Source organism: Halorarum salinum, assembly GCF_013402875.1.
GTDB lineage: Archaea > Halobacteriota > Halobacteria > Halobacteriales > Haloferacaceae > Halorarum > Halorarum salinum.
In genome coordinates, this window is sequence record NZ_CP058579.1 from 1,335,679 (window position 1) to 1,354,148 (window position 18,470).

The window sequence follows — 18,470 nt, forward strand, 5'->3', positions numbered from 1 at the left end:
GATGTGATGTTGAAATTACAAAAACGCCCTTCCGGGAACGTTCATGGGTGGTGGTAGCGTATCTCGCTCCATGGCAGACGCCTTCCACGAAGCGGTCCCGCTGGCGAAACTGGAGGAGGAGGGTCGAGCGCTGATGCAGGCCGACGGCACGCCCATCGCGCTGTTCCACCACGAGGGCGAGGTCCGCGCGGTGAACAACCGGTGTCCCCACATGGGCTTCCCGCTCACCGAGGGGAGCGTCGACGAGGGGGTGCTGACGTGCCACTGGCACCACGCGCGCTTCGAACTCTCCTGCGGGGACACGTTCGACCCGTGGGCCGACGACGTGGACACGTACACGACCGAGATCCGGGACGGCGTGGTGTACGTCGATCCGCAGCCGAAGCGGTCGGAGCCGCCGGGGGTCCACTGGCGCGGCCGCCTGGAGGACGGACTGGAGCAGAACCTGAGCCTCGTGCTCGCGAAGTCGGCCGTCGCGCTGCAGGACGCCGGCGTCGACGCGGCCGAGACCGTCGAGACGGGCGTGCTGTTCGGGACGCGCTACCGCGAGGGCGGATGGTCCTCGGGGCTCACCATCCTCGTCGCGCTCGCGAACCGGCTGCCGGACCTCGAGGAGGAGGACCGCAAGCGCGCGCTGTTCCAGGGGCTCACGGAGGTGGCGAGCGACTGCGCGGACCAGCCGCCGAAGTTCGACCAGGAGGAGTTCGAGGCGCGCGAGGTCCCCTTCTCGCGGCTGAAGTCCTGGTTCCGCGAGAACGTCGAGGTGCGGGACGCCGACGGCGCCGAGCGCGTCCTCCGCACGGCGGTCGCGGAGGGGTGTGACGAGGCGGAGCTCACCGAACTGCTCGTCTCGGCCGCGACGGACCACCGCTACCTCGACACGGGCCACGCGTTCGACTTCGTGAACAAGGCCACGGAGGCGCTCGACCTGATCGGCTGGGACCACGAGCACGCCGACGACGTGCTCGCCTCGCTGGTCCGGGGGCTCGCGACCGCCGACCGCGCCGAGGAGCGCTCCTCGTGGCGACAGCCGGTCGACCTCGCGGCGATGTGCGAGGACTCGTTCGACCGCCTCGACGACCTCGTCGCCGCGGGAGAGGGGGAGACGTGGGAGCGACCCGACGACTTCACCGACCGCCTCCACTCGGCGGACCCGGAGGTCGCCTTCGACGCGCTGGAGTCGGCCATCCGGGGGGGCGCCACCGTCGAGGAACTCGCGGCCGCCGTGACCCACGCCGCGGGCAAGCGCGTCGCGCTGTTCTCGACGGGCAACGAGTTCTCGGACTGGAACACGGTCCACCACACGTTCACCTACGCGAACGCGGTCCACCGCGCCGCGGAGCGAACCGACGCGACCGAACTGTACCGCGGGGTGTTCGACGCCGCGGTGAACGTCTACCTCGACCGGTTCCTCAACACGCCGCCCGCGCCGGAGCCGTCGGTCGAGCCCGACGCCGACCCGGCGGAGGCGCTCGAACAGCTCCTCCTCCGCTTCGAGCAGCAGGGCGAGGTGAACGCCGCGGCCGCCCACGCGGCCCACTTCCTCGACGGCGGCGGCGACCCGGCCGAACTGAAGGCCGAACTCGGCCACGCGCTCCTCCGCGAGGACGCGGGGTTCCACACGTTCCAGGCGTACGAGGCGGCGTGCCGGCAGTTCGACCGCCGGTACGACGGGAGCGGGGAGATCCCGCCCGAGGCGCGGGACATGCTCGTCGCCGCGGCCCGGTACATGGCCGCCCACTTCCCGACGCGGCGCGAGCGCGAGCAGACGTTCAGCATCGCCGCCCGCCTGCTGCGGGGCGAGAAGCTGCACGGCGAGGAGTCGGAGGCGGACCCGGACGTGGAGGCGACCGCGGACGATTAGTGCGGGTACGGCCAGGGAGCTCCGTTGCAGGTTCCGGTTCGGGCTCGCAGCCGGGGAACACGACCTCGAACGCCCCGGCAGCGAGTTCACGAACGACCCACGATCGCGGTACACCTTTTTGGCCACCCGCGCCCACCCCCCACGTAGATGCAACTCACGCTGAAGTTCTTCGCCACCTTCCGGGAGGCGGTCGGCTCGAAGCTGACCGAGCGGGAGGTGCCCGAGGGGGCCACGGTGGGCGACGTGCTGGCCGACCTGGAGGCCGAGTACGAGGGGCTCGAGGGCCAGCTCCTCGAGGACGGCGAGCTCCGCCCACAGATCAACGTCCTGCTCGACGGGCGCGAGGTGCTCCACATGGAGGGGCCGGACACGGAGCTCTCCGAGGGCGACACGCTCGCCGTGTTCCCGCCGGTCGCGGGCGGCGCGGCCGACGCCGCCGGTCCGGGGGACGAGGAGGGAACCGGAGGGGACGCGGACGCCGCCGACGGGGGGACCGCGACCGGCGAGGGCGTTCCCGCCGGAGGGGAGTCCGGGGACGCGGAATGGGTCGAGGCCTACCGGGGCATCTCCCGCCGGCTCGCCGTCCGTTACCTGCGGAACCTCGGCGGCGAGACCGACCGCCCCGACGAGGAGGCGACCGAGGTCGTCGGCGACGGCTGGCGGGCGACCCTCGAGACGGAGACGGTGAGCCCGGCCGGGAGCATCACGCTCACCGAGGTGACCGTCCGGTTCACGGGCGAGTCCGCGACGCTCGAGGAACTGGTCCCCGCCTTCGGCCGGAAGGCGATGCGCGCCGGGGGGTGAGATGACCGACCCCGATCCGGACTCGGACGCGGACCCGGATTCGCACGCGGGCGCCGACTCGGACGCCGGTCCCACGGAGCAGCCGGGCGACCCACGGGAGGCCGACCATCCCATCGACGGCAACGCGCTGCTGCTCGCGACCGCCAAGGCGAGCGTGGGGCCCGAGCGGCTCCCGGCGCTCCTGGGGACGGCAGCCGCCGAACTCGCGGCGCGACGCGACGACTACGAGCGGCGGTTCGAGGCCGTCCACGAGCGCGACGGGACGCTGGTGGTGCTCGTCCCCGAGGGCCACTGGGCCGACCTGGGCGGGGACCTCGGGCTGGGCGAGCGGGAGGCCGACGCGCTCAGGCGGGCCCACGAGGAGCACCTGCGCCGGCTCGGCTCCCAGCTCGACCGGCGCGAGGAGTTCGAGCACGCGCTCGAGCTTCGCGAGGCGGTCGTCGTCGGCCCGTCCCCGGCGTAGCCCGACTCCCCTCACGCCGGACGCCCGGACTCCTCTACCGGAACCGACGGCGGTTTCACCCGCCGGCACCGCCCGCAGGTATGGACACGCGACTCGCCGAGCTCCGCGCGGGCGTCCGTGACACCCTCCCGCTGCTGCTCGGCATCGTCCCCTTCGCGCTCGTCGCCGGGGTCGCCGGCGTCGAGGCCGGCCTCACGCCGCTCCAGACGGTCGGCATGTCGATGGTCGTCTTCGCCGGCGCCTCCCAGCTCGCGGCCATCGACCTGCTCGGCCGGGACGCCGCGCTCGGCGTGGTGGTGCTCACGGCGGTCGTCATCAACCTCCGGATGATGATGTACTCGGCCTCCATCGCGCCCCACTTCCGCGCGCTCTCGGCACGGGTCCGGGCGGGCTGTGCGTACCTGCTCACCGACCAGGCGTACGCGCTGGCGGTCGCGCGCTACACCCGGGAGGACGAGGTGACGCGCCCGCCGTACTACTACCTCGGCGTGGGGGCGACGCTCTGGCTCGTGTGGCAGGCGGGCACCGTCGTCGGCGTCGCCTTCGGCGCCGGCGTCCCCGACGCCTGGCGGCTGGACTTCGCCGTCCCGCTCGTGTTCCTCGCGCTGCTGGTGCCGGTCCTCTCGGACCGGCCGAGCGTCGCGGCGGGGCTCGTCGCGGCCGCCGTCGCGGTGGTCGCCGTCGGCCTGCCGTTCAACGCCGGGCTGATCGCGGGCGCGCTGGCGGGCGTCGCGTCGGGCATCGCGGCCGAACGGCTCGGGCTCGCGTCCGGGGGGTCGGCGTGACGACGACCTACGGCCCGGCGGCGATCTGGGGCGCGATCCTCGCCGCTGGGCTGGCGACGTACGCCATCCGGCTCTCCTTCATCCACCTGTTCGGCCGCGTCGAGGGCGTGCCGCCCGCGCTCGAGCGCCTGCTCGCGTACGTGCCGCCCGCGGTGCTCGCGGCGCTCGTCGCGCCCGACTTCGTGCCCGCGTCGGCGACGGTCGCCGCGCTCGCGGACCCGACGCTCGTCGGCGGCGCGGCCGCGGTCGCGGCGGCGTGGTACACCGAGGACGTGCTGTGGACGGTCGGCGCGGGGATGGCGGGCCTGCACCTCGCGCGGTTCCTGCTCTAGGCGCCGCCCGGGTCTGGGTCCGGGTCGTCGTCCCCGAACTCGTCCAGGTGTGCGTTCCCCGTCGATCCGGTGCCGGGGGCCGCGACGCGGTCGTCTCGTTCGGCGGCACGCGCGCGACGCTCCTGCGCGTCGGCGATGCGCTCGTGTGCCAGCACGAACCGGTGGAGGAGGTACAGGACGAACGCGGTGACGGCGACGGAGACGAGGGACCACACGCCCGCCAGTAGCCCGCCGAACCCGGTGAGGCCGACCAGGACGACGATCAGTATCAGGACCACGAGCGCGACGAGGGCGGAGTTCGTCGTGAGGGCGTCGGGGAGCGGGGAGTCGCTCATGGGACACGCAGCGAAGCGGAGCGTGATAAGGGTGGGTGAATCACGTCTCGGTCTCGCGGGCGAGTCCACGACAGGCGAACCAACCGCTAGTCACCAGCAGCAGTACCGCGAGGGAGGGAGGCGGGGCGAAGCCCCGCCGACCGAGCGAGCGGCCCTTTTGGCATGAACGGGTTTTGCGGGGGGTCTGGCCGCAGCGCGTCGGCTTCGCCGACGCGCGAGGACAGACCCCCCGCAAAAGAGGTTCGTGGGAAGAGGTTCGTGCTTAGTCGTCCGCGGGGGCGGTGCCGCTCCCGCCCGAACTCACGCCCGTGCCGGGGCCGATGTCGATGCCGAGGTCGTCCAGCTTCTCGTCGGGGACGACGCCGTCGACCCAGCCGCGGTGGTCGTAGTACTCCCGCTTCATCTCGGGCAGTTCGCAGTACTCGCCCTCGCTTGCGCCCTGGCCGCGGATGCCGTCCTCGAGGAACCGGTCGGGGAGCGTGTCGTCCGCGCCGTCGAAGCCGGCGAGGTTGTTGTAGTAGCGCTCCAGGTTGTAGATGCGCTCCCCGGCCTCGAACAGCTCGTCCTCGGTCAGGTCGAGCCCCGTCATGCCGTTGTACTGGAGCACGTACTCCTCGATGCCCTCCGCGAACGCGTTGAACTTGCAGATGTCGAAGCTGTCCGACACCGCGTGGAGGTCCTGGAACGTCGCCGTCAGCTCGCCCTTCCCCTCCCACTCGTAGGGGTCGACCTTCTGCGGGATGCCGAGGATCTCGGCGGCCGGGGTGTACGCCCGCAGGTGGCAGGCGCCCCGGTTGGAGGTGGCGTACGCGATGCCCATTCCCTTCATGCAGCGCGGGTCGTACGCCGGGATGGACTGGCCCTTCACCGCCAGCGAGTTGTCGGCGGCGCCGAACCCGTCGATGAGGCCGTTGGCGCCCTCTGCGAGCGCGTCCGCGAGGTCGCCCTCGCGGTTCGCGACGTCCTCGAGGAGGTCGATCATCGTCTCGGAGTCGCCCCACTCGAGCCCGTCGCCGAGGCCGTCGAACTTGCCCTCCTCGGTCATCTCCATCGCCATCGCCATCATGTTGCCCGCCTCGATGGTGTCGAGGCCCATGTCGTTACAGCGGTCGATCATGACGCCGATCTCGTCGCGGTCCGTGTGGCCCGAGTTCGGGCCGAGCGCGTAGGCGGACTCGTACTCGTAGGACTCCATCCGGACGTTCATGTCCTCGCCCTTGTGGGTCACGTCCACCTCGACCTCCTTCTTGCAGGCGACCGGGCAGGAGTGACAGGTCGGCTCGTCGACGAGGATGTTCTCGCGGACGTTCTCGCCGGAGACCTCCTCGGCGTCGATGGTCGACCCCTCCGCGTCGTTCATCGACGCGGTCGAGGTGTACTTCCCGTTCTTCGTCGGGAGCCCGTCCATCTCCTCGGTGATGTTCATCAGGACGTTCGTCCCGTACAGCGAGAGGCCGCCCTCGTTGGGGGCGGTGACGTCGGACTCGCGGATGACCTCCATCGCCTGCTGGTACCCCTCCTGGAACGTCTCGGGGTCCGCGGGTTTGGGCATCTTCGTGCCCGACTTCACGACGACCGCCTTCAGGTTCTTGTTGCCCATCACGCAGCCGGTGCCGCCCCGGCCCGAGGCGCGGTCGTCCTCGTTCACGATGCAGGCGTACTTCACCTCGTTCTCCCCGCCGGGCCCGATGGCCATCACGGAGAGGTTCTTGCCGACCGAGCCGTCCACTTCCTCGCCGAGGGCCTCGATGGCGTCGTGGACGCCCGAGCCCCAGAGGTGGGAGGCGTCACGGAGTTCGAGTTCGCCGTCCTCGACGACGGCGTACACCGGGTCCTCGCTTTGCCCCTCGAACACGAGGCCGTCGAAGCCCGCCCACTTCAGGCGCGCGCCGGACCAGCCGCCGTGGTGGCTGTCGGTGACGGTGTTCGTGAGCGGGGACTTCGTCGTCACCGCGATGCGGCCGCTCATCACGGTCTGGGTGCCCGTGAGCGGCCCGTTCATGAAGCACAGCCGGTTCTCGGGTCCGAGCGGGTCGACGTCCGGCCCCGCCTCGAACACGTACTTCACCCCGAGGCCGCGCGCGCCGATGTACTTGCGCGCGTCCTCGTCGTCGATGCCACGGTAGGTCACGTCGCCGGAGGAGAGGTCGACGTGGCCCACGTTGTCCCTGAAGCCGCCGAGGTCGGTCATGGTAACGTACAGTGATTATAAGGGGCTCCATCGTGTTAGACGTTGGCAACGTACTGTAACTGATATTCGTTACGTACCCGGACCGGCAGGAACCGCAAGGGAGCGTCGCCTTTAGGCCCGACGGCGACGGGGATACGGGCGTGAACGGGTCGAACCAGCGGTGGGCAACGTTCGCCGCCGTCGTAACCGGAGTCGCCCTCGCGTCGCTGGTCCCGGTCCCGGGGGACGGCCGGGAACGGCTCCTCGTCGGGGTCGGCCTCGACAAGTGGGCCCACGCGGTCGGCTACGCCGCCGTCTCGCTGACGTTCGCGCGGGCCCGTGGCGCCGGGGTGGCCCGGCGCGAGGCGGGAGCGGGGACGGCCGGGCGGATCGTCCTCGCCGCGATCGTCGTCGGGTTCGCCATCGGCGCCGGCGTCGAACTCCTCCAGGCGCCGCTGGCGACGCGGACGGCGTCGATCGCGGACGTCGCCGCGAACGCGGTCGGCGCGGCGGCCGGGAGCCTCCTCTGGCGACTGCGGAACCGCTGAGACGACTGCACGGAGAAGGAACGTCCCCGGCCGGTCGTCGGCCGTCTCCGACGGCCTACTCGGAGCATGCTTCCCGGGCTCAGAGCGCGCTTCCGGCCTCGACCCGTCCGCGGCGTCCGTCCTCACGGACCGTCGCCTCGACGTCCGCGTTCAGCCGGGAGTGCTCGAAGTAGACGCGGTCGTACTCGGCCGACTCGTAGCCGACGTAGAGGTCGAGGGGAGCCGTCTCGCCGTCCTCGGCCCCCTCGACGAGGTCGGAGAGTTCGCCGTCGTCGACGCGGACGACGAGCGTCCCGTCGGACTCGTCGAAGACCGCCCCATCGGCCTCGACGCGCCCGGTCCCCTTCGTCCAGACCGTCGTCGCGTCCCCGGCGACCGACTCGACGTCGGCGGGGGCGTCGAACCGGCAGACGACCTTCCCGTTGCCGTCGGTCGTCACCTCGGCGTCCGCGAGGTCGCGGTCGACGCGCTGCATCCGCCCCTCGCCGCCGACGGGCGGCGCGACCGTCCCCTCGGCGTCGAGGTACTCGACGACGGTCGTGGCGAGCAGTTCGTCGGTCTCCTCCAGCGCTGGCTCGTCGGCGAGGGGGTAGCCGCTGCCGCCGTCGGCGATGAAGCTGTTGACCGCGACCGCGTACGTCGCCTCGGGGTCGAGCGGCTCCCCGCCGACGTACACGTCGCGGATCCGCTCCTCGACGTCCTCGTGGGGGACCCACTCGAAGCGGACGCCGCTCACCTGCTGGGAGATCTCGGCGCCGAAGTTCTGGCCCGTGTCGCTCTCCATCGTGACGACCTGGCTCGCGAGCGCCTCGACCAGTTCGGCGCCGGTGAGTTCGACGGTGACGAGCGTGTTGGCGAACGGGAGCGTGTTGAACACGTCGCCGCCGGTGATCTCGCCCGGCCCGTACACCCCGTCGGAGCGGATGCCGCCGGCGTTCGTGATGGCGACGTCCGCCCCGGTCCGCTCGCGCATCGCGTCGGTCACGAGGTTCCCGTAGTTGCTCTCGCGGTGGTAGTTCGTCGAGAACCGGGCGTCGAGCGGGGTTTCGGTCGTGGCGACGACGGTGTCGAGTTTCGCCTCGTCCCGGTAGGAGGCGACGATCTCGGAGGCGGTCGGGTCCTTCGGCACGTCGTCGGTGACCCCGATCAGCCGGCCGTCCCAGTCGACCACCTCGCCGTCCTCGACGGTCAACTCGAGCTCGCCGAGGTACCGGGCCCGCGCGACGCCCTCGGTGACGACCGTCCCGCTCGTCTCCGCGGGCGGGTAGCGGATCTCGTCGTCGCCGGCGACGACGACGTCGATGTGGTCGTCCGCGTCGGCCTCCGCGAGCGCCTCCGCGTCCGGAACGCCGGTGTGGGCGAGCGCGACGACCGCGTCGACGCCCTCCTCCTCCTTCAGCGTCCGCGCGGTCTCGGGGCCGACCTCGGTGTAGTCGGCCACGGTGACGCCTTCCGCCTCGAAGTCGATGTTCGTCTTCCCGTAGGTCGCGCCCTCGTCGACGAGGCCGATCAGGCCGACGCGGACGCCGCCCCGTTCGACGATCTCGTGGGACTCGGTGCCGTCGAACGACTCGCCCGACTCGTCGACCACGTTCGTCGCGAGCCACGGGAACTCGGAGGCCTCGGTGAACGCCGACACCTCGTCGAAGCCGTAGTCGAACTCGTGGTTCCCGATGACGTCCGCGTCCGGCTCGACGTGGTTCAGCACGTCCACCGGCGCGCGCCACTGGGAGACCGGGCCGAGCGCGTGTGGGCCGACCTGGTCGCCGCCCCCGACGACGACCACCGGGCCGTCGGCGGCCGCCCGGCGCTCCTCTATGAGCGTCACCAGCCGCGGGAAGTCCCCGTCCTCCGCCGCGGCCGTCTGGACGTCGTTGTACGAGAGCACCGTGAGCGTCGTCGGCTCGTCCGCGCTCGCGACGCCCGAGAGCGCCCCGCTCCCGAGTGCGACGCCACCGGCGCGAAGCACGTCCCGCCTGCCGAAACCGCGTTCGTGGGGCATCGTCACGTGGTACCGGTTGTGGTAACTAAAAAGTATCTAAAAATAAGCTATATAGTTGTGAGTATATCAGGGTTCGGCCACCGGAAGTACGGTTCTCGAACCTCCTTCCCCGGTGAAGTGGACACGCATGGGGCGCCCGACGCCTCCGAACGTCCGCCGGTCCGGTTCCCGCGTTCGCCGGTCCCGTTCCCGCGCTCGCCCGTTCTGCTCCCGAACGTCCGTCGCGCTGGCCCCCGAGCGCTCGCCAGTCCATCCGTCGAACGCTCGCCCCACCTGCCCTCGAACCGCGCGGGGCGGCGAGCGAAGCCGTTTTCCCCGGGAGGCACCCAGTCCCGCCAATGAGCACGCCGAGCCCCGAACCGTCCGAGCGGGGACGCGGGATGGACGCGCACAACGAGGTGATGCGCGACATCCGGTCCGAGAAGGACGCCACCTACGACCCCCACGAGCCGACGCGGGTGTGGCTCGACGAGGACAACACCCCCGACGGCGTCAAGCGGTCGCTGACGATCATCCTCAACACCGGCGGCTGTCGGTGGGCCCGCGCCGGCGGCTGTACGATGTGCGGCTACGTCGCCGAGTCCGTCGAGGGCGGCAGCGTCGCCCACGAGGCGCTGCTGGACCAGATCGACGTCTGTCTCGACCACGAGGCGGAGCACTCGGGGGACGACGATGGGCCCGCGCCGCTCGTGAAGATCTACACCTCCGGCTCGTTCCTCGACGAGCGCGAGGTGCCGGCCGAGACGCGCGCGGCCATCGCGGAGACGTTCGCGGACCGCGAGCGGATCGTCGTCGAGTCGCTCCCCGACTTCGTCTCGGCGGGGAAGCTCCGGGACTTCACCGAGCGGGGCCTCGACACCGACGTCGCCGTCGGCCTGGAGACGGCCACGGACCGCGTGCGCCACGACTGCGTGAACAAGTACTTCGACTTCGCGGACTTCGAGGACGCGTGTGCGGAGGCGAGCGAGGCGGACGGGGACGCGGCGAGCGCGGGCGTGAAGGCGTACCTCCTGATGAAGCCCCCGTTCCTCTCGGAGTCGGAGGCGCTGGAGGACATGGTCTCCTCGGTCGAGCGCTGTGCGGCCGTCGAGGGCTGTCACACCGTCTCGATGAACCCCTGCAACGTCCAGCGGTACACGATGGTCGACGAACTCCACTTCCGCGGCGGCTACCGCCCGCCGTGGCTCTGGTCGGTCGCCGAGGTCCTCCGGCGCACGGCCGACGTCGACGCGATCGTGGTCTCGGACCCGGTCGGCCACGGCTCCGACCGCGGCCCCCACAACTGCGGGGACTGCGACGACCGCGTCCAGACCGCCATCAAGGACTTCGACCTCCGGCAGGACCCCTCGGTGTTCGACCAGGTGTCCTGCGAGTGCGAGCGGACCTGGGAGCTCGTGCTGGAGGAGGGGGCGAGCTTCGCGGGACCGCTCACCCGCTGAGCCGCCGCGGAACCGCCGCTAGAAGGTGGCTAACCAAGCGGTCGCCCCCCGTCGACCCGACCGAACACTCATGGAATCAGTCGAGTGCGTGGTCTGTCGATCGGGGTGGATCGAACTGCGGGACCGGGCGCGTCCGGGCCAGTGGATGGCGACCGACTCGCCGGTCGAGTGTCGGGAGTGAGACGCCGGTGAGCGGCGGTCGACCGGCGCCGTCCGATCACCGGGCGACGGTGTCGGCCTCGTCCGTCTCGTTCGCCCCGCCGTCCGTGCCGTCCACGTCCGCGTTTCGGGCGAACGGGACGCGCCGGCGCGCGCCCACGGCCCGGATCTTCCACAGCGCGTAGGCCCACAGCGCGGCCACGCCGAGGAACGTCGTCACCGCGAGGCGGACGAAGTCCGCGGAACCGACGGAGGCGTCGTTCTGGAGGAGGCCCGCGGCGACGCCGACGCCGAACGCCAGGACGACCGACGCGGACAGCTGCGCGAACCCCCACCAGTCGTGCATGTGCCTGTCGAGCGCGTCGACCAGTTCGTCCCCGTCGAGCGCGTCGATCTCGTGGGGAATCAACGGGCGGGCGTACGTCCCGAACACGAGCAGCAGGAGCGTCGCCTGGACGACCACTGCCGTCGTCGTATCGCCCCAGAGCGTCCACGTCACCGTCCCGTAGATCACGCCGAAGATCACCGGCGGGAGGCCGATCAGGGCGTACGCCCAGTTCGTTACGTCCTTTCCGTCGTTCCCGTCCGAGCGCTCGTCCTCGGACGCGTCCGACCGTTCCTCCCCGGAGACGGTGAGGGCGGCGAACGCCACCGCGACCGCCCCGACGGCCACCCCGACCAGGACCGACCAGCCGACGTGGGGCGGCGCATCGGTCGCCGCGATCACGGCGGCCCAGAACATGATTCCGGCGTACACGGCCGTGAGAGCCACGAACGCCCAGGAGGCCGCCGGGGGCTCCCCCGAGGAGGCCGGCCGGAGCGGGACGGCTTCGAGCGCCTGTCGAACGGAACGCATGACGCGTGGACGTCAGGGAGCCGACTTAACGGTGTCCCGTCCGCTCGGTTCGGGAAGGAACCTCACGAGAACGCCCGAAGCACGCCCCGCCCGTCGGTCCCGCCGACGTCCGGGAGCGTCGCGCGCTCGGGGTGGGGCATCATCACCGCGACCGTCTCGCGCTCGCCGAGCACGCCCGCGACGTTTTCCGTCGAGCCGTTCGGGTTCGCCTCGTCGGTGACGTTCCCGTCGGCGTCGCAGTAGCGGAACAGCACCCCGTTCTCCCCGTTCAGCCGCGCCAGCCGCTCGTCCGATATCTCGAAGCGCCCCTCGCCGTGCGCGATGGGGACCTCGAGGACCTCGCCCTCGTCGTACGCCCGGGTCCACGGCGTGTCCGCGCGCTCGACGCGGAGGTGGACGTGCTCGCACTGGAAGCGCGCCGAGCGGTTCGTCGTGAACGCGCCCTCAGTGAGGCCGGCTTCACAGCCGATCTGTGCGCCGTTGCAGACGCCGAGCACGGGGACGCCCTCCTCGGCCAGCGACCGCACCTCGTCCATGACCGGGGTCCGGGCGGCCATCGCGCCGGCGCGGAGGTAGTCGCCGTAGGAGAACCCCCCGGGGACGACGACGCCGTCCGTGTCCGCCGGGAGGCCGTCCTCGTGCCAGACGCGCTCGGCGTCGACGTCGAGATGGGAGAGCGCGCGGACGGCGTCGCGGTCGCAGTTCGACCCGCCGAACTGCACGACCGAGACGGTCACTCCGACGCACCCCCGCGTGCGTCGGTCATGGGCGTCGCTGTCGCGGTGACGACCGAGGCGGTCATCGCTCCGTCACGCCCACGTCGTAGTCGTGGATGGTCGGGTTCGCGAGCAGCCGTTCCGCCATCTCGTCGGCCCGGTCGCGCGCCGCGTCGGCGTCCGCGGCCTCGAGGTCCACCTCGAACCGGTCGGCCGCGCGGAGCGCCTCGAGCTCGAACCCGAGGCGTTCGAGCGCCCCCTTCGTCGTCTCCGCCTCCGGGTCGAGCACCCCGCGCTTGAGCCGCACGGTCACCGTGGCAGTGTAGGCGGTCATCGTCCGTACTGCGCGGTCGTGCCTAAAGTCGGTTACCATTTCGCCCAGTAATCAGCACGATCGTGTATCGGCGTCCGGCGAGGTGGCCGCGTGACCGCCGCCGCCCCGGAGTTCGCCGGCCGTTCCTGTCGTTCCATCGTCGACGTCGAACCCGCCGCGGTCGGCCGCTGGCCGACGGCACACGGGACGGATCGACGGCCCCCTCAGAACGGGAGGACGCGTCGCGACGGACGAGCCAACCCTTTTCATCGGGCGTCCCGCACTCGTCGTATGAAATTCGCCGTCTTCGGCGCCGGGGGAATCGGCGCCTACCTCGGCGCCAGACTCGCCGACGCGGGACACGAGGTCCATCTCATCGCACGGGGGTCCCACCTCGCCGCCCTTCGAGACGAGGGACTGCACGTCGAGAGCGTCGCCGGGGATACGACGGTCGATCTCCCGGCGACCGACGACCCGGCCGACGTCGGTCCGTGCGACCACGTGCTGTTCTGCGTGAAGGCGTACGACACCCGGGCCGCCGCGACGGACCTCTCCCCGCTTCTCGGGGAGGACACCGCCGTCGTCTCGTTCCAGAACGGCGTCGACAACGAGCGATGGATCGCCGAAACGATCGGCGAGGACCACGTGGTCGGCGGCGTCGCGTACGTCTTTTCGACCATCAAGGAGCCGGGCGTCGTGGAACACACCGGCGGCCCCGCGAGGTTCGTCTTCGGCGAACTCGACGGGCGAAGGACCGACCGGATCGCGGCGCTCGACGACGCGCTCTCCGGGTGCGACGGGATCGACGCGGTGCTCGCGGACGACGTCTCCGTCGAACTCTGGCGGAAGTTCGCCCTCATCTGCGCGCAGGCGGGGATGACGGCCGCGACCCGGCTTCCGCTGGGCGAGATCCGCGAGACCGACGCCGCCTGGGAGATGTACGGCCGCATCATGGAGGAGGTGTCCGCGGTCGCGCGGGCGGAGGGCGTCGACCTCCCCGACGGGACCGTCGCCGAGTGGCTCGAGTTCGCGAGCGGGCTCGAACCGGACACGTACTCCTCCCTCCACTACGACCTGACCCACGACAAGCGGATGGAGCTCGACGCCCTCCACGGCTCCGTGGTTCGACACGCGAGCGGCGTCGGCGTCGACGCGCCGATGAACGAGGCCGTTCACGCGATCCTGCGCCCGTGGGCGGATCGAAACGCGTGACTGACCCGCGGGCCGGACGAATCCGGCCGGTCGCGGCACCCGCCGTTCCGCTCGCAGTCCGTCGTCCGTGGAGGCCGGCGTTCGGTCGGGCGCCCCGCCGGCGGACGGGCGGGCGGCCAGCCTCGCTCGAAGCGACAGAGGCATCACCCCGAAGCCGGAACACGTCTCCATGTCCCGTTCGGACGCGTCGGAGGTGAGCGGCCGATGAGCGAGCTGACCGAGATCGTGGTGGTGGGAGACGACGACACCGGACTGGTCGCCCGCGTCACCTCGCTGCTGTTCGAGCGGGGGTGCAACATCGAGGACCTCGACCAGGCGGTCCGGGACGGCGTGTTCCGGATGCGCCTGCACGCCGACGCCGCCGGGATGGTCTGCAAGCCGGACACGCTCCGGGAGGACCTGGCGGCGCTCGGCGAGGATCTCGGCGTCGACGTGCGCGTCCGGTTCCCCGACGAGCGCGACGCACGACGGATCGGCCTGCTCGTCACGAAGGAGGAGCACGCCCCGCGGGCGGTGCTTTCGGCCTGCGAGGACGGCACGCTCGACGCCGACGTGGCGGTGATGGCCGGCAATCGGGACGCACTGGAGCCGCTGGCCGCGGAGTTCGAGGTCCCCTTCTTCGACGTCGGCGACGAGAACGGCTCCCACGACGAGGCCGAACTGCTCGACCTGCTGGCGGACCACGACGTGGACTGCATCGCGCTGGCCCGCTTCATGCGCATCCTCTCGCCGGAGGTCGTGTTCCGGTACGAGGGCCGCATCATCAACGTCCACCCGTCGCTGCTTCCGGCGTTCCCCGGCGCCGAGGCGTACCGACAGGCCGTCGAGGGCGGCGCCCGCGTCGCCGGCGTCACGGCCCACTACGTCACGACCGACCTCGACCAGGGGCCGGTCGTCGCCCAGCGCGGCTTCGCGGTGCCGCCGCGTGCGGACCCGGACGACCTGAAGGAGCGCGGCCAGCCGCTGGAGTCGGAGGCGCTCGTCGAGGCGCTCCGCGCGCACCTCGACGACGCGCTGGTGATCCGACGCGGGCGGACCCACGTCCGGGAGGACGTGGACGCGGCCGAGTACGACCTCGGGGGGATCGCCTCCCCCGAGGCGTCCGTCCCGACGCCGCAGGCCGAGTAGCGCGGACGGGACTGTTTTCCCGACCCGGGACCACGACCGCTCATGGAGCGGCGCGAGGAGGGCGTCCCCGACGACGTGTGGATCGTCGCCGGATTGCTGGCGACGGTACTGGCGGCGATCACGCTGCTGGTCTGGTACGTAACGGGGCTTCTCGCCCGGCTTCCGAACCCGGTTCCGGCGTGAGGACGCCGGAACGAACCCCGGACGGCGCGGAAAACCGGCCGGCTAGAGGCGCCGAACCCGCTCGACCGCCGTCCCGACGTCGGGCGCGTCGAACCACGCCTCGCCGGTGTAGGCGTTCGCGCCGGCGGCGTACACGTCGGCGGCCGCCTCGATCACGTCGTCGGGGAGCGCGGGCGGTTCGACCCCGCACAGGGGCCGCCAGTCCGCGACGTCCTCGCGGTCCGCGCGGGCCTTCGCCTCCCCGACTGCCTCGACCCACTCGGGGTGCTCGCGCTTGTAGTACTGCCTGACGACCTCCTTGGACACCTCCTGTCCGTCGTAGGCGAAGCGGTTCTCGTCGAACGTGCCGACCACGTCGGCGACGCGGACCTCGCCGTCGGCGGACAGGCACTCGATCTTCCCGTCCTCGTGGACGAAGCCGGCCTCGGCGGCCCGGTCGGTGAGCAGGTCGTTCACCGTACGTGCGACCGATTCCAGCTCCCCCACGTCGGCGTCGCCGGCGATCTCGTCGGCCTCCCAGCGGTCGAGGTAGCGGTCCTGCTCCTCGAACTTCGTGGAGAACTCGACGACCGGGTCCGGGAGCGACACCGCCTCGTCGGGCCACTCGCCGCGGTCGAGCCCCAGGTCGCGCGGGGCCGCACGCGACCGGAGGCTGGAGCCGACGGGGACGGCGTTGCGGAAGACGATCTCCAGCGGGACGACGTAGTTCGACCCGGCCGCCGCGTGGAAGGCGTCGTAGTCGTACTCGCCGTCCGCGTGGGGGAGATCCGGGACGTTCACGAGGTCGATGGCGAGTTCGCGCGGCGGGTCCCCGGCGTCGGCCAGGGGCGTCGCGTCGGCGCCGACCCCGCGGTAGTGGGTCGGGACGCCGACCCGCTCGAGCAGTTCGAAGTTGAACGCGCCCATCGTACAGAGCGAGGCGCCCTTCCCGGGGATCCCGTCGGGCATCTTCCCCCAGTCGAAGACGGAGTAGTCGTCGGTGAAGACGAAGCTTCCCGCCCCGGGGGCCGCGTCGGTCGGCGCGCGCTCGACGCGGAACTCCTTGACGCTCGTCATGGCTGTGTGGGCGGGCGCGGGGCGTATGAATCTTTCAATCCCGTGCGTACCTCGTTCCTCGCTCGCGTCGGGATATGCACGTTCGTGGCGTGTGGGCCGGAGCGGGGACGTACCCAAAAGGCCTTATCCGGTCCTGACCCACGCCACGCGCATGTCCCCGACGCGGCGAACGCTCCTCCGTGCGGCCCTCCCCCTGGCGGCCGGCCTCGCCGGCTGCTCGGGGGCCGGGTCGCCCGACGGCCCGACGACCGCCCGACCCTCCGGAACCGAGCGCGACCCCGAGGTCAGCAAGCCCCGGAACCTCGACGGCGAGTCCGTGATCGAGTCGATGGGGGAGGACGACGGACCCGCGGGGAATCGGGAGCTGATCACCGACGCGGACTCGGCCGACTCGATCGAGTTCGCGCCGGGCGTCCCCGACGAGCAGGTCGAGTCGACGCGGGCGTTCCTCGCGGCGACCGACTTCTCGGCGGAGACGGTCTACCATGCCCGGGCGACGATCGAGTCGTGCTACCGGTTCCGGATCCGCTCGGTCACGTGGGAGCCGGGGCGGGTCGAGTACGAGTACTGCCGCGAGCTGCGCCCGGCCACGGTCCGCTGCGAGAGCGGGACCCGCGAGGCGGTCGGACTGTTCCTCCGGATCCCCGCCGTCCTCGAGGCCGAGATCAGGAGCGCGGGCGCGGGCGGTCGGTCGCCGTGCCGGGACTCGGCGGTCGACTGGGGGACGATAGACGCGACCGCGACGGAGGCGCCGGACCGATGAGCCGGCGGTACACCCGCCGGACGGCGCTGGCGCTGCTCGGGGGCGTGACCCTCGCCGGCTGTTCGGGGGGCGGGCGGGACCGGTACTGGGCCGACCCGCCGGCGTTCGACCGGTCGGGGCTGGGCGCCGTGACCGACGACCCGGTCCCGGACCGGCCGGAACCGCTTCCGGTGTCGGTTCCGGACGAGCGACTCGCCGGGTTCACCGAACGCGTGGACGAGTTACTCGCGCCGATCCCCCGGCCGCTCACCGCGGACGCGCTCCCGAACGGGGAGATGCGCGAGGCGATCCGGAGCGAGCGCCGGGACGCCCGGACGGCGCTCGATCGGATGGACGCCGCCGCGGGCACGCTCCCGACGGTCGCCGCGGGGGCCGACGCGTGCGAGCGCGCCGCGACGGCGGCGGGCGTGTGGGCGGCGATCAGCACGACGCGCGAACTGGAGAACGTGACGGAGTCGACGGCGCGGGTTCTGAACCGGGTCGACGACCTCGAAACCGACCTCCCGGACGCGGCCGCTGGACCAGCCGAGGCCGCGGTCGTCTACGGCGAACCCGAGGAGTGGCTCGCGGTCGCCCGCCGCGACACCCTCGTCGGGAGGCCGGCGGCCGCCGAGCGGGCGAACCCGCTGCGGATGGGCCGCGTGACCGGCCAGGTCGAGCGGATCCGGGTCGAACTCGAGACGGCCGTGCTCCTCCGGGACCGGTACGTCGAGGGGCTCGATCAGCCGCGTTCGGTCGAGGAGGCGCTGACGGAGGCCGTCGCGGCGCTCGGCCCGGAGACGGAGCGCCGCCTCCGGCGACTCCACGGCGAGGACGCGGGGCGTCTCCACGTCGCACCAGGATCCGACGACCTCCTCGAGCGCGACGCGCCCCGGGACGCGCCCGGCGTCCGCCTCCTCTCCGAGAAGGTGTACGACGCATTCGACGAGATCCGGTTCGGGCCGATCGCGTGGCCCGACGCGGACGCGACCCATCCGGCGCTCACGGTTCGAAAGACCCACTGGACGTTCGCGACGCTCGACGCGGTCGAGTCGGTCCGCGACCGCGTCGACGACGGCGAGGACCTGTTTCCCCCGGACGCGGCCGCGATCGAGGAAACCCGGGCCGCGGCGATCGACGCCGTCGCCGACCTCGTCGCCTCGGGGTCCCCGCTGGAGCGGTGGACGGCCTGGCGGCTCGTGCCGGCGTTCGAGGGGCCGGACGGGGTGCTCGGTTCCGGGTCCGAGCCCGACCGGCGGGAGATCGCCGGCGCGTACGGCGAGTACGTCTGGATCGAGGCGGTCACGCGGGCGACCCCGGACGCGACGCGGGTCGTCGACGACGCGCTGGCGTGACGGTCGGC

At 72.0% G+C, this 18,470-nt stretch carries 18 protein-coding genes and 1 pseudogene; 12 read left to right on the top strand and 7 right to left on the bottom strand.

Features of this window, described 5'->3' with window-relative positions:
- The first annotated feature begins 70 nt into the window (after positions 1-70).
- The 5 genes and pseudogenes from HUG12_RS06320 to HUG12_RS06340 all read left to right on the top strand — a co-directional run bounded on the left by HUG12_RS06320 (position 71) and on the right by HUG12_RS06340 (position 4,248).
- Positions 71-1,864, top strand: coding sequence for a Rieske (2Fe-2S) protein (locus HUG12_RS06320; protein WP_179267955.1), 1,794 nt, complete (start codon positions 71-73; stop codon positions 1,862-1,864).
- Positions 1,865-2,011: 147 nt separating this feature from the next.
- Positions 2,012-2,287: pseudogene (locus HUG12_RS21650) on the top strand (ubiquitin-like small modifier protein 1); the annotation flags it as partial.
- 382 nt (positions 2,288-2,669) lie between these two features.
- Positions 2,670-3,131 (top strand): hypothetical protein, encoded by a 462-nt coding sequence (locus HUG12_RS06330; protein WP_246308148.1) that lies wholly within the window; start codon positions 2,670-2,672, stop codon positions 3,129-3,131.
- Between the two features lie 80 nt (positions 3,132-3,211).
- On the top strand, positions 3,212-3,916 hold the full coding sequence (locus tag HUG12_RS06335) for an AzlC family ABC transporter permease (RefSeq protein ID WP_179267957.1): 705 nt from the start codon (positions 3,212-3,214) through the stop codon (positions 3,914-3,916).
- Positions 3,913-4,248 (top strand): AzlD domain-containing protein, encoded by a 336-nt coding sequence (locus HUG12_RS06340; RefSeq protein ID WP_179267958.1) that lies wholly within the window; start codon positions 3,913-3,915, stop codon positions 4,246-4,248. Before HUG12_RS06335 ends, HUG12_RS06340 begins: the two co-directional genes overlap by 4 nt.
- On the opposite strand, the gene HUG12_RS06345 is transcribed toward HUG12_RS06340, so the two are convergent.
- The gene (locus HUG12_RS06345) at positions 4,245-4,583 is read right to left on the bottom strand and encodes a hypothetical protein (protein ID WP_179267959.1); all 339 of its coding nucleotides are present in this window, start codon (positions 4,581-4,583) and stop codon (positions 4,245-4,247) included. The two genes, HUG12_RS06340 and HUG12_RS06345, sit on opposite strands and share 4 nt — an antisense overlap.
- Before the next feature lie 262 nt (positions 4,584-4,845).
- Positions 4,846-6,774 carry an aldehyde ferredoxin oxidoreductase family protein gene (locus HUG12_RS06350; RefSeq protein WP_179267960.1) on the bottom strand — a complete coding sequence of 643 codons (1,929 nt, stop codon included), beginning with the start codon at positions 6,772-6,774 and terminating at the stop codon, positions 4,846-4,848.
- A gap of 140 nt (positions 6,775-6,914) precedes the next feature.
- Here HUG12_RS06350 and HUG12_RS06355 point away from each other — a divergent pair, with 140 nt between their 5' ends.
- Complete coding sequence (locus tag HUG12_RS06355) at positions 6,915-7,301, top strand: VanZ family protein (protein WP_179267961.1); 387 nt, start codon at positions 6,915-6,917, stop codon at positions 7,299-7,301.
- Between the two features lie 79 nt (positions 7,302-7,380).
- Here HUG12_RS06355 and HUG12_RS06360 read toward each other — a convergent pair whose 3' ends face one another.
- The gene (locus tag HUG12_RS06360) at positions 7,381-9,303 is read right to left on the bottom strand and encodes a bifunctional metallophosphatase/5'-nucleotidase (protein ID WP_246308149.1); all 1,923 of its coding nucleotides are present in this window, start codon (positions 9,301-9,303) and stop codon (positions 7,381-7,383) included.
- Between the two features lie 338 nt (positions 9,304-9,641).
- Here HUG12_RS06360 and HUG12_RS06365 point away from each other — a divergent pair, with 338 nt between their 5' ends.
- Positions 9,642-10,742: an archaeosine biosynthesis radical SAM protein RaSEA gene (locus HUG12_RS06365; RefSeq protein ID WP_179267962.1), complete on the top strand. Its 1,101-nt coding sequence runs from the start codon at positions 9,642-9,644 to the stop codon at positions 10,740-10,742.
- 217 nt (positions 10,743-10,959) lie between these two features.
- Here HUG12_RS06365 and HUG12_RS06370 read toward each other — a convergent pair whose 3' ends face one another.
- The 3 genes from HUG12_RS06370 to purS form a co-directional block, all read right to left on the bottom strand.
- Positions 10,960-11,757 (bottom strand): hypothetical protein, encoded by a 798-nt coding sequence (locus HUG12_RS06370; RefSeq protein WP_179267963.1) that lies wholly within the window; start codon positions 11,755-11,757, stop codon positions 10,960-10,962.
- A gap of 62 nt (positions 11,758-11,819) precedes the next feature.
- Positions 11,820-12,494 carry a phosphoribosylformylglycinamidine synthase I gene (gene purQ / locus HUG12_RS06375; RefSeq protein WP_179267964.1) on the bottom strand — a complete coding sequence of 225 codons (675 nt, stop codon included), beginning with the start codon at positions 12,492-12,494 and terminating at the stop codon, positions 11,820-11,822.
- Between the two features lie 61 nt (positions 12,495-12,555).
- Positions 12,556-12,807: a phosphoribosylformylglycinamidine synthase subunit PurS gene (purS, locus tag HUG12_RS06380; RefSeq protein WP_179267965.1), complete on the bottom strand. Its 252-nt coding sequence runs from the start codon at positions 12,805-12,807 to the stop codon at positions 12,556-12,558.
- Positions 12,808-13,077: 270 nt separating this feature from the next.
- Between purS and HUG12_RS06385 the strand changes: the two genes are divergently transcribed.
- The 3 genes from HUG12_RS06385 (at position 13,078) to HUG12_RS06395 (ending at position 15,309) form a co-directional block, all read left to right on the top strand.
- The gene (locus tag HUG12_RS06385; RefSeq protein ID WP_179267966.1) at positions 13,078-13,998 is read left to right on the top strand and encodes a 2-dehydropantoate 2-reductase; all 921 of its coding nucleotides are present in this window, start codon (positions 13,078-13,080) and stop codon (positions 13,996-13,998) included.
- A 204-nt stretch (positions 13,999-14,202) separates the two neighbouring features.
- Positions 14,203-15,126, top strand: a complete 924-nt coding sequence (locus tag HUG12_RS06390) for a formyltetrahydrofolate deformylase (protein WP_179267967.1) — start codon at positions 14,203-14,205, stop codon at positions 15,124-15,126.
- A gap of 42 nt (positions 15,127-15,168) precedes the next feature.
- Positions 15,169-15,309, top strand: coding sequence for a hypothetical protein (locus HUG12_RS06395; RefSeq protein WP_179267968.1), 141 nt, complete (start codon positions 15,169-15,171; stop codon positions 15,307-15,309).
- A 42-nt stretch (positions 15,310-15,351) separates the two neighbouring features.
- Here the strand turns inward: HUG12_RS06395 and HUG12_RS06400 are convergent, their stop codons facing one another.
- Positions 15,352-16,365 (bottom strand): phosphoribosylaminoimidazolesuccinocarboxamide synthase, encoded by a 1,014-nt coding sequence (locus HUG12_RS06400; protein ID WP_179267969.1) that lies wholly within the window; start codon positions 16,363-16,365, stop codon positions 15,352-15,354.
- Between the two features lie 151 nt (positions 16,366-16,516).
- On the opposite strand from HUG12_RS06400, the gene HUG12_RS06405 reads away from it, so the two are divergent.
- Positions 16,517-17,128, top strand: a complete 612-nt coding sequence (locus HUG12_RS06405; RefSeq protein WP_179267970.1) for a hypothetical protein — start codon at positions 16,517-16,519, stop codon at positions 17,126-17,128.
- Positions 17,125-18,462: a hypothetical protein gene (locus HUG12_RS06410; RefSeq protein WP_179267971.1), complete on the top strand. Its 1,338-nt coding sequence runs from the start codon at positions 17,125-17,127 to the stop codon at positions 18,460-18,462. Before HUG12_RS06405 ends, HUG12_RS06410 begins: the two co-directional genes overlap by 4 nt.
- Positions 18,463-18,470: the final 8 nt, after the last annotated feature.

Bases quoted from the DNA above. Each gene is read 5' to 3' on its own strand.
- HUG12_RS06320 (WP_179267955.1), top strand. From the start codon at position 71: ATGGCAGACGCCTTCCACGAAGCGGTCCCGCTGGCGAAACTGGAGGAG.
- HUG12_RS06330 (WP_246308148.1), top strand. From the start codon at position 2,670: ATGACCGACCCCGATCCGGACTCGGACGCGGACCCGGATTCGCACGCG.
- HUG12_RS06335 (WP_179267957.1), top strand. From the start codon at position 3,212: ATGGACACGCGACTCGCCGAGCTCCGCGCGGGCGTCCGTGACACCCTC.
- HUG12_RS06345 (WP_179267959.1), bottom strand. From the start codon at position 4,583: ATGAGCGACTCCCCGCTCCCCGACGCCCTCACGACGAACTCCGCCCTC.
- HUG12_RS06350 (WP_179267960.1), bottom strand. From the start codon at position 6,774: ATGACCGACCTCGGCGGCTTCAGGGACAACGTGGGCCACGTCGACCTC.
- HUG12_RS06360 (WP_246308149.1), bottom strand. From the start codon at position 9,303: ATGCCCCACGAACGCGGTTTCGGCAGGCGGGACGTGCTTCGCGCCGGT.
- HUG12_RS06365 (WP_179267962.1), top strand. From the start codon at position 9,642: ATGAGCACGCCGAGCCCCGAACCGTCCGAGCGGGGACGCGGGATGGAC.
- HUG12_RS06370 (WP_179267963.1), bottom strand. From the start codon at position 11,757: ATGCGTTCCGTTCGACAGGCGCTCGAAGCCGTCCCGCTCCGGCCGGCC.
- purS (WP_179267965.1), bottom strand. From the start codon at position 12,807: ATGACCGCCTACACTGCCACGGTGACCGTGCGGCTCAAGCGCGGGGTG.
- HUG12_RS06385 (WP_179267966.1), top strand. From the start codon at position 13,078: ATGAAATTCGCCGTCTTCGGCGCCGGGGGAATCGGCGCCTACCTCGGC.
- HUG12_RS06390 (WP_179267967.1), top strand. From the start codon at position 14,203: ATGAGCGAGCTGACCGAGATCGTGGTGGTGGGAGACGACGACACCGGA.
- HUG12_RS06395 (WP_179267968.1), top strand. From the start codon at position 15,169: ATGGAGCGGCGCGAGGAGGGCGTCCCCGACGACGTGTGGATCGTCGCC.
- HUG12_RS06400 (WP_179267969.1), bottom strand. From the start codon at position 16,365: ATGACGAGCGTCAAGGAGTTCCGCGTCGAGCGCGCGCCGACCGACGCG.
- HUG12_RS06405 (WP_179267970.1), top strand. From the start codon at position 16,517: ATGTCCCCGACGCGGCGAACGCTCCTCCGTGCGGCCCTCCCCCTGGCG.
- HUG12_RS06410 (WP_179267971.1), top strand. From the start codon at position 17,125: ATGAGCCGGCGGTACACCCGCCGGACGGCGCTGGCGCTGCTCGGGGGC.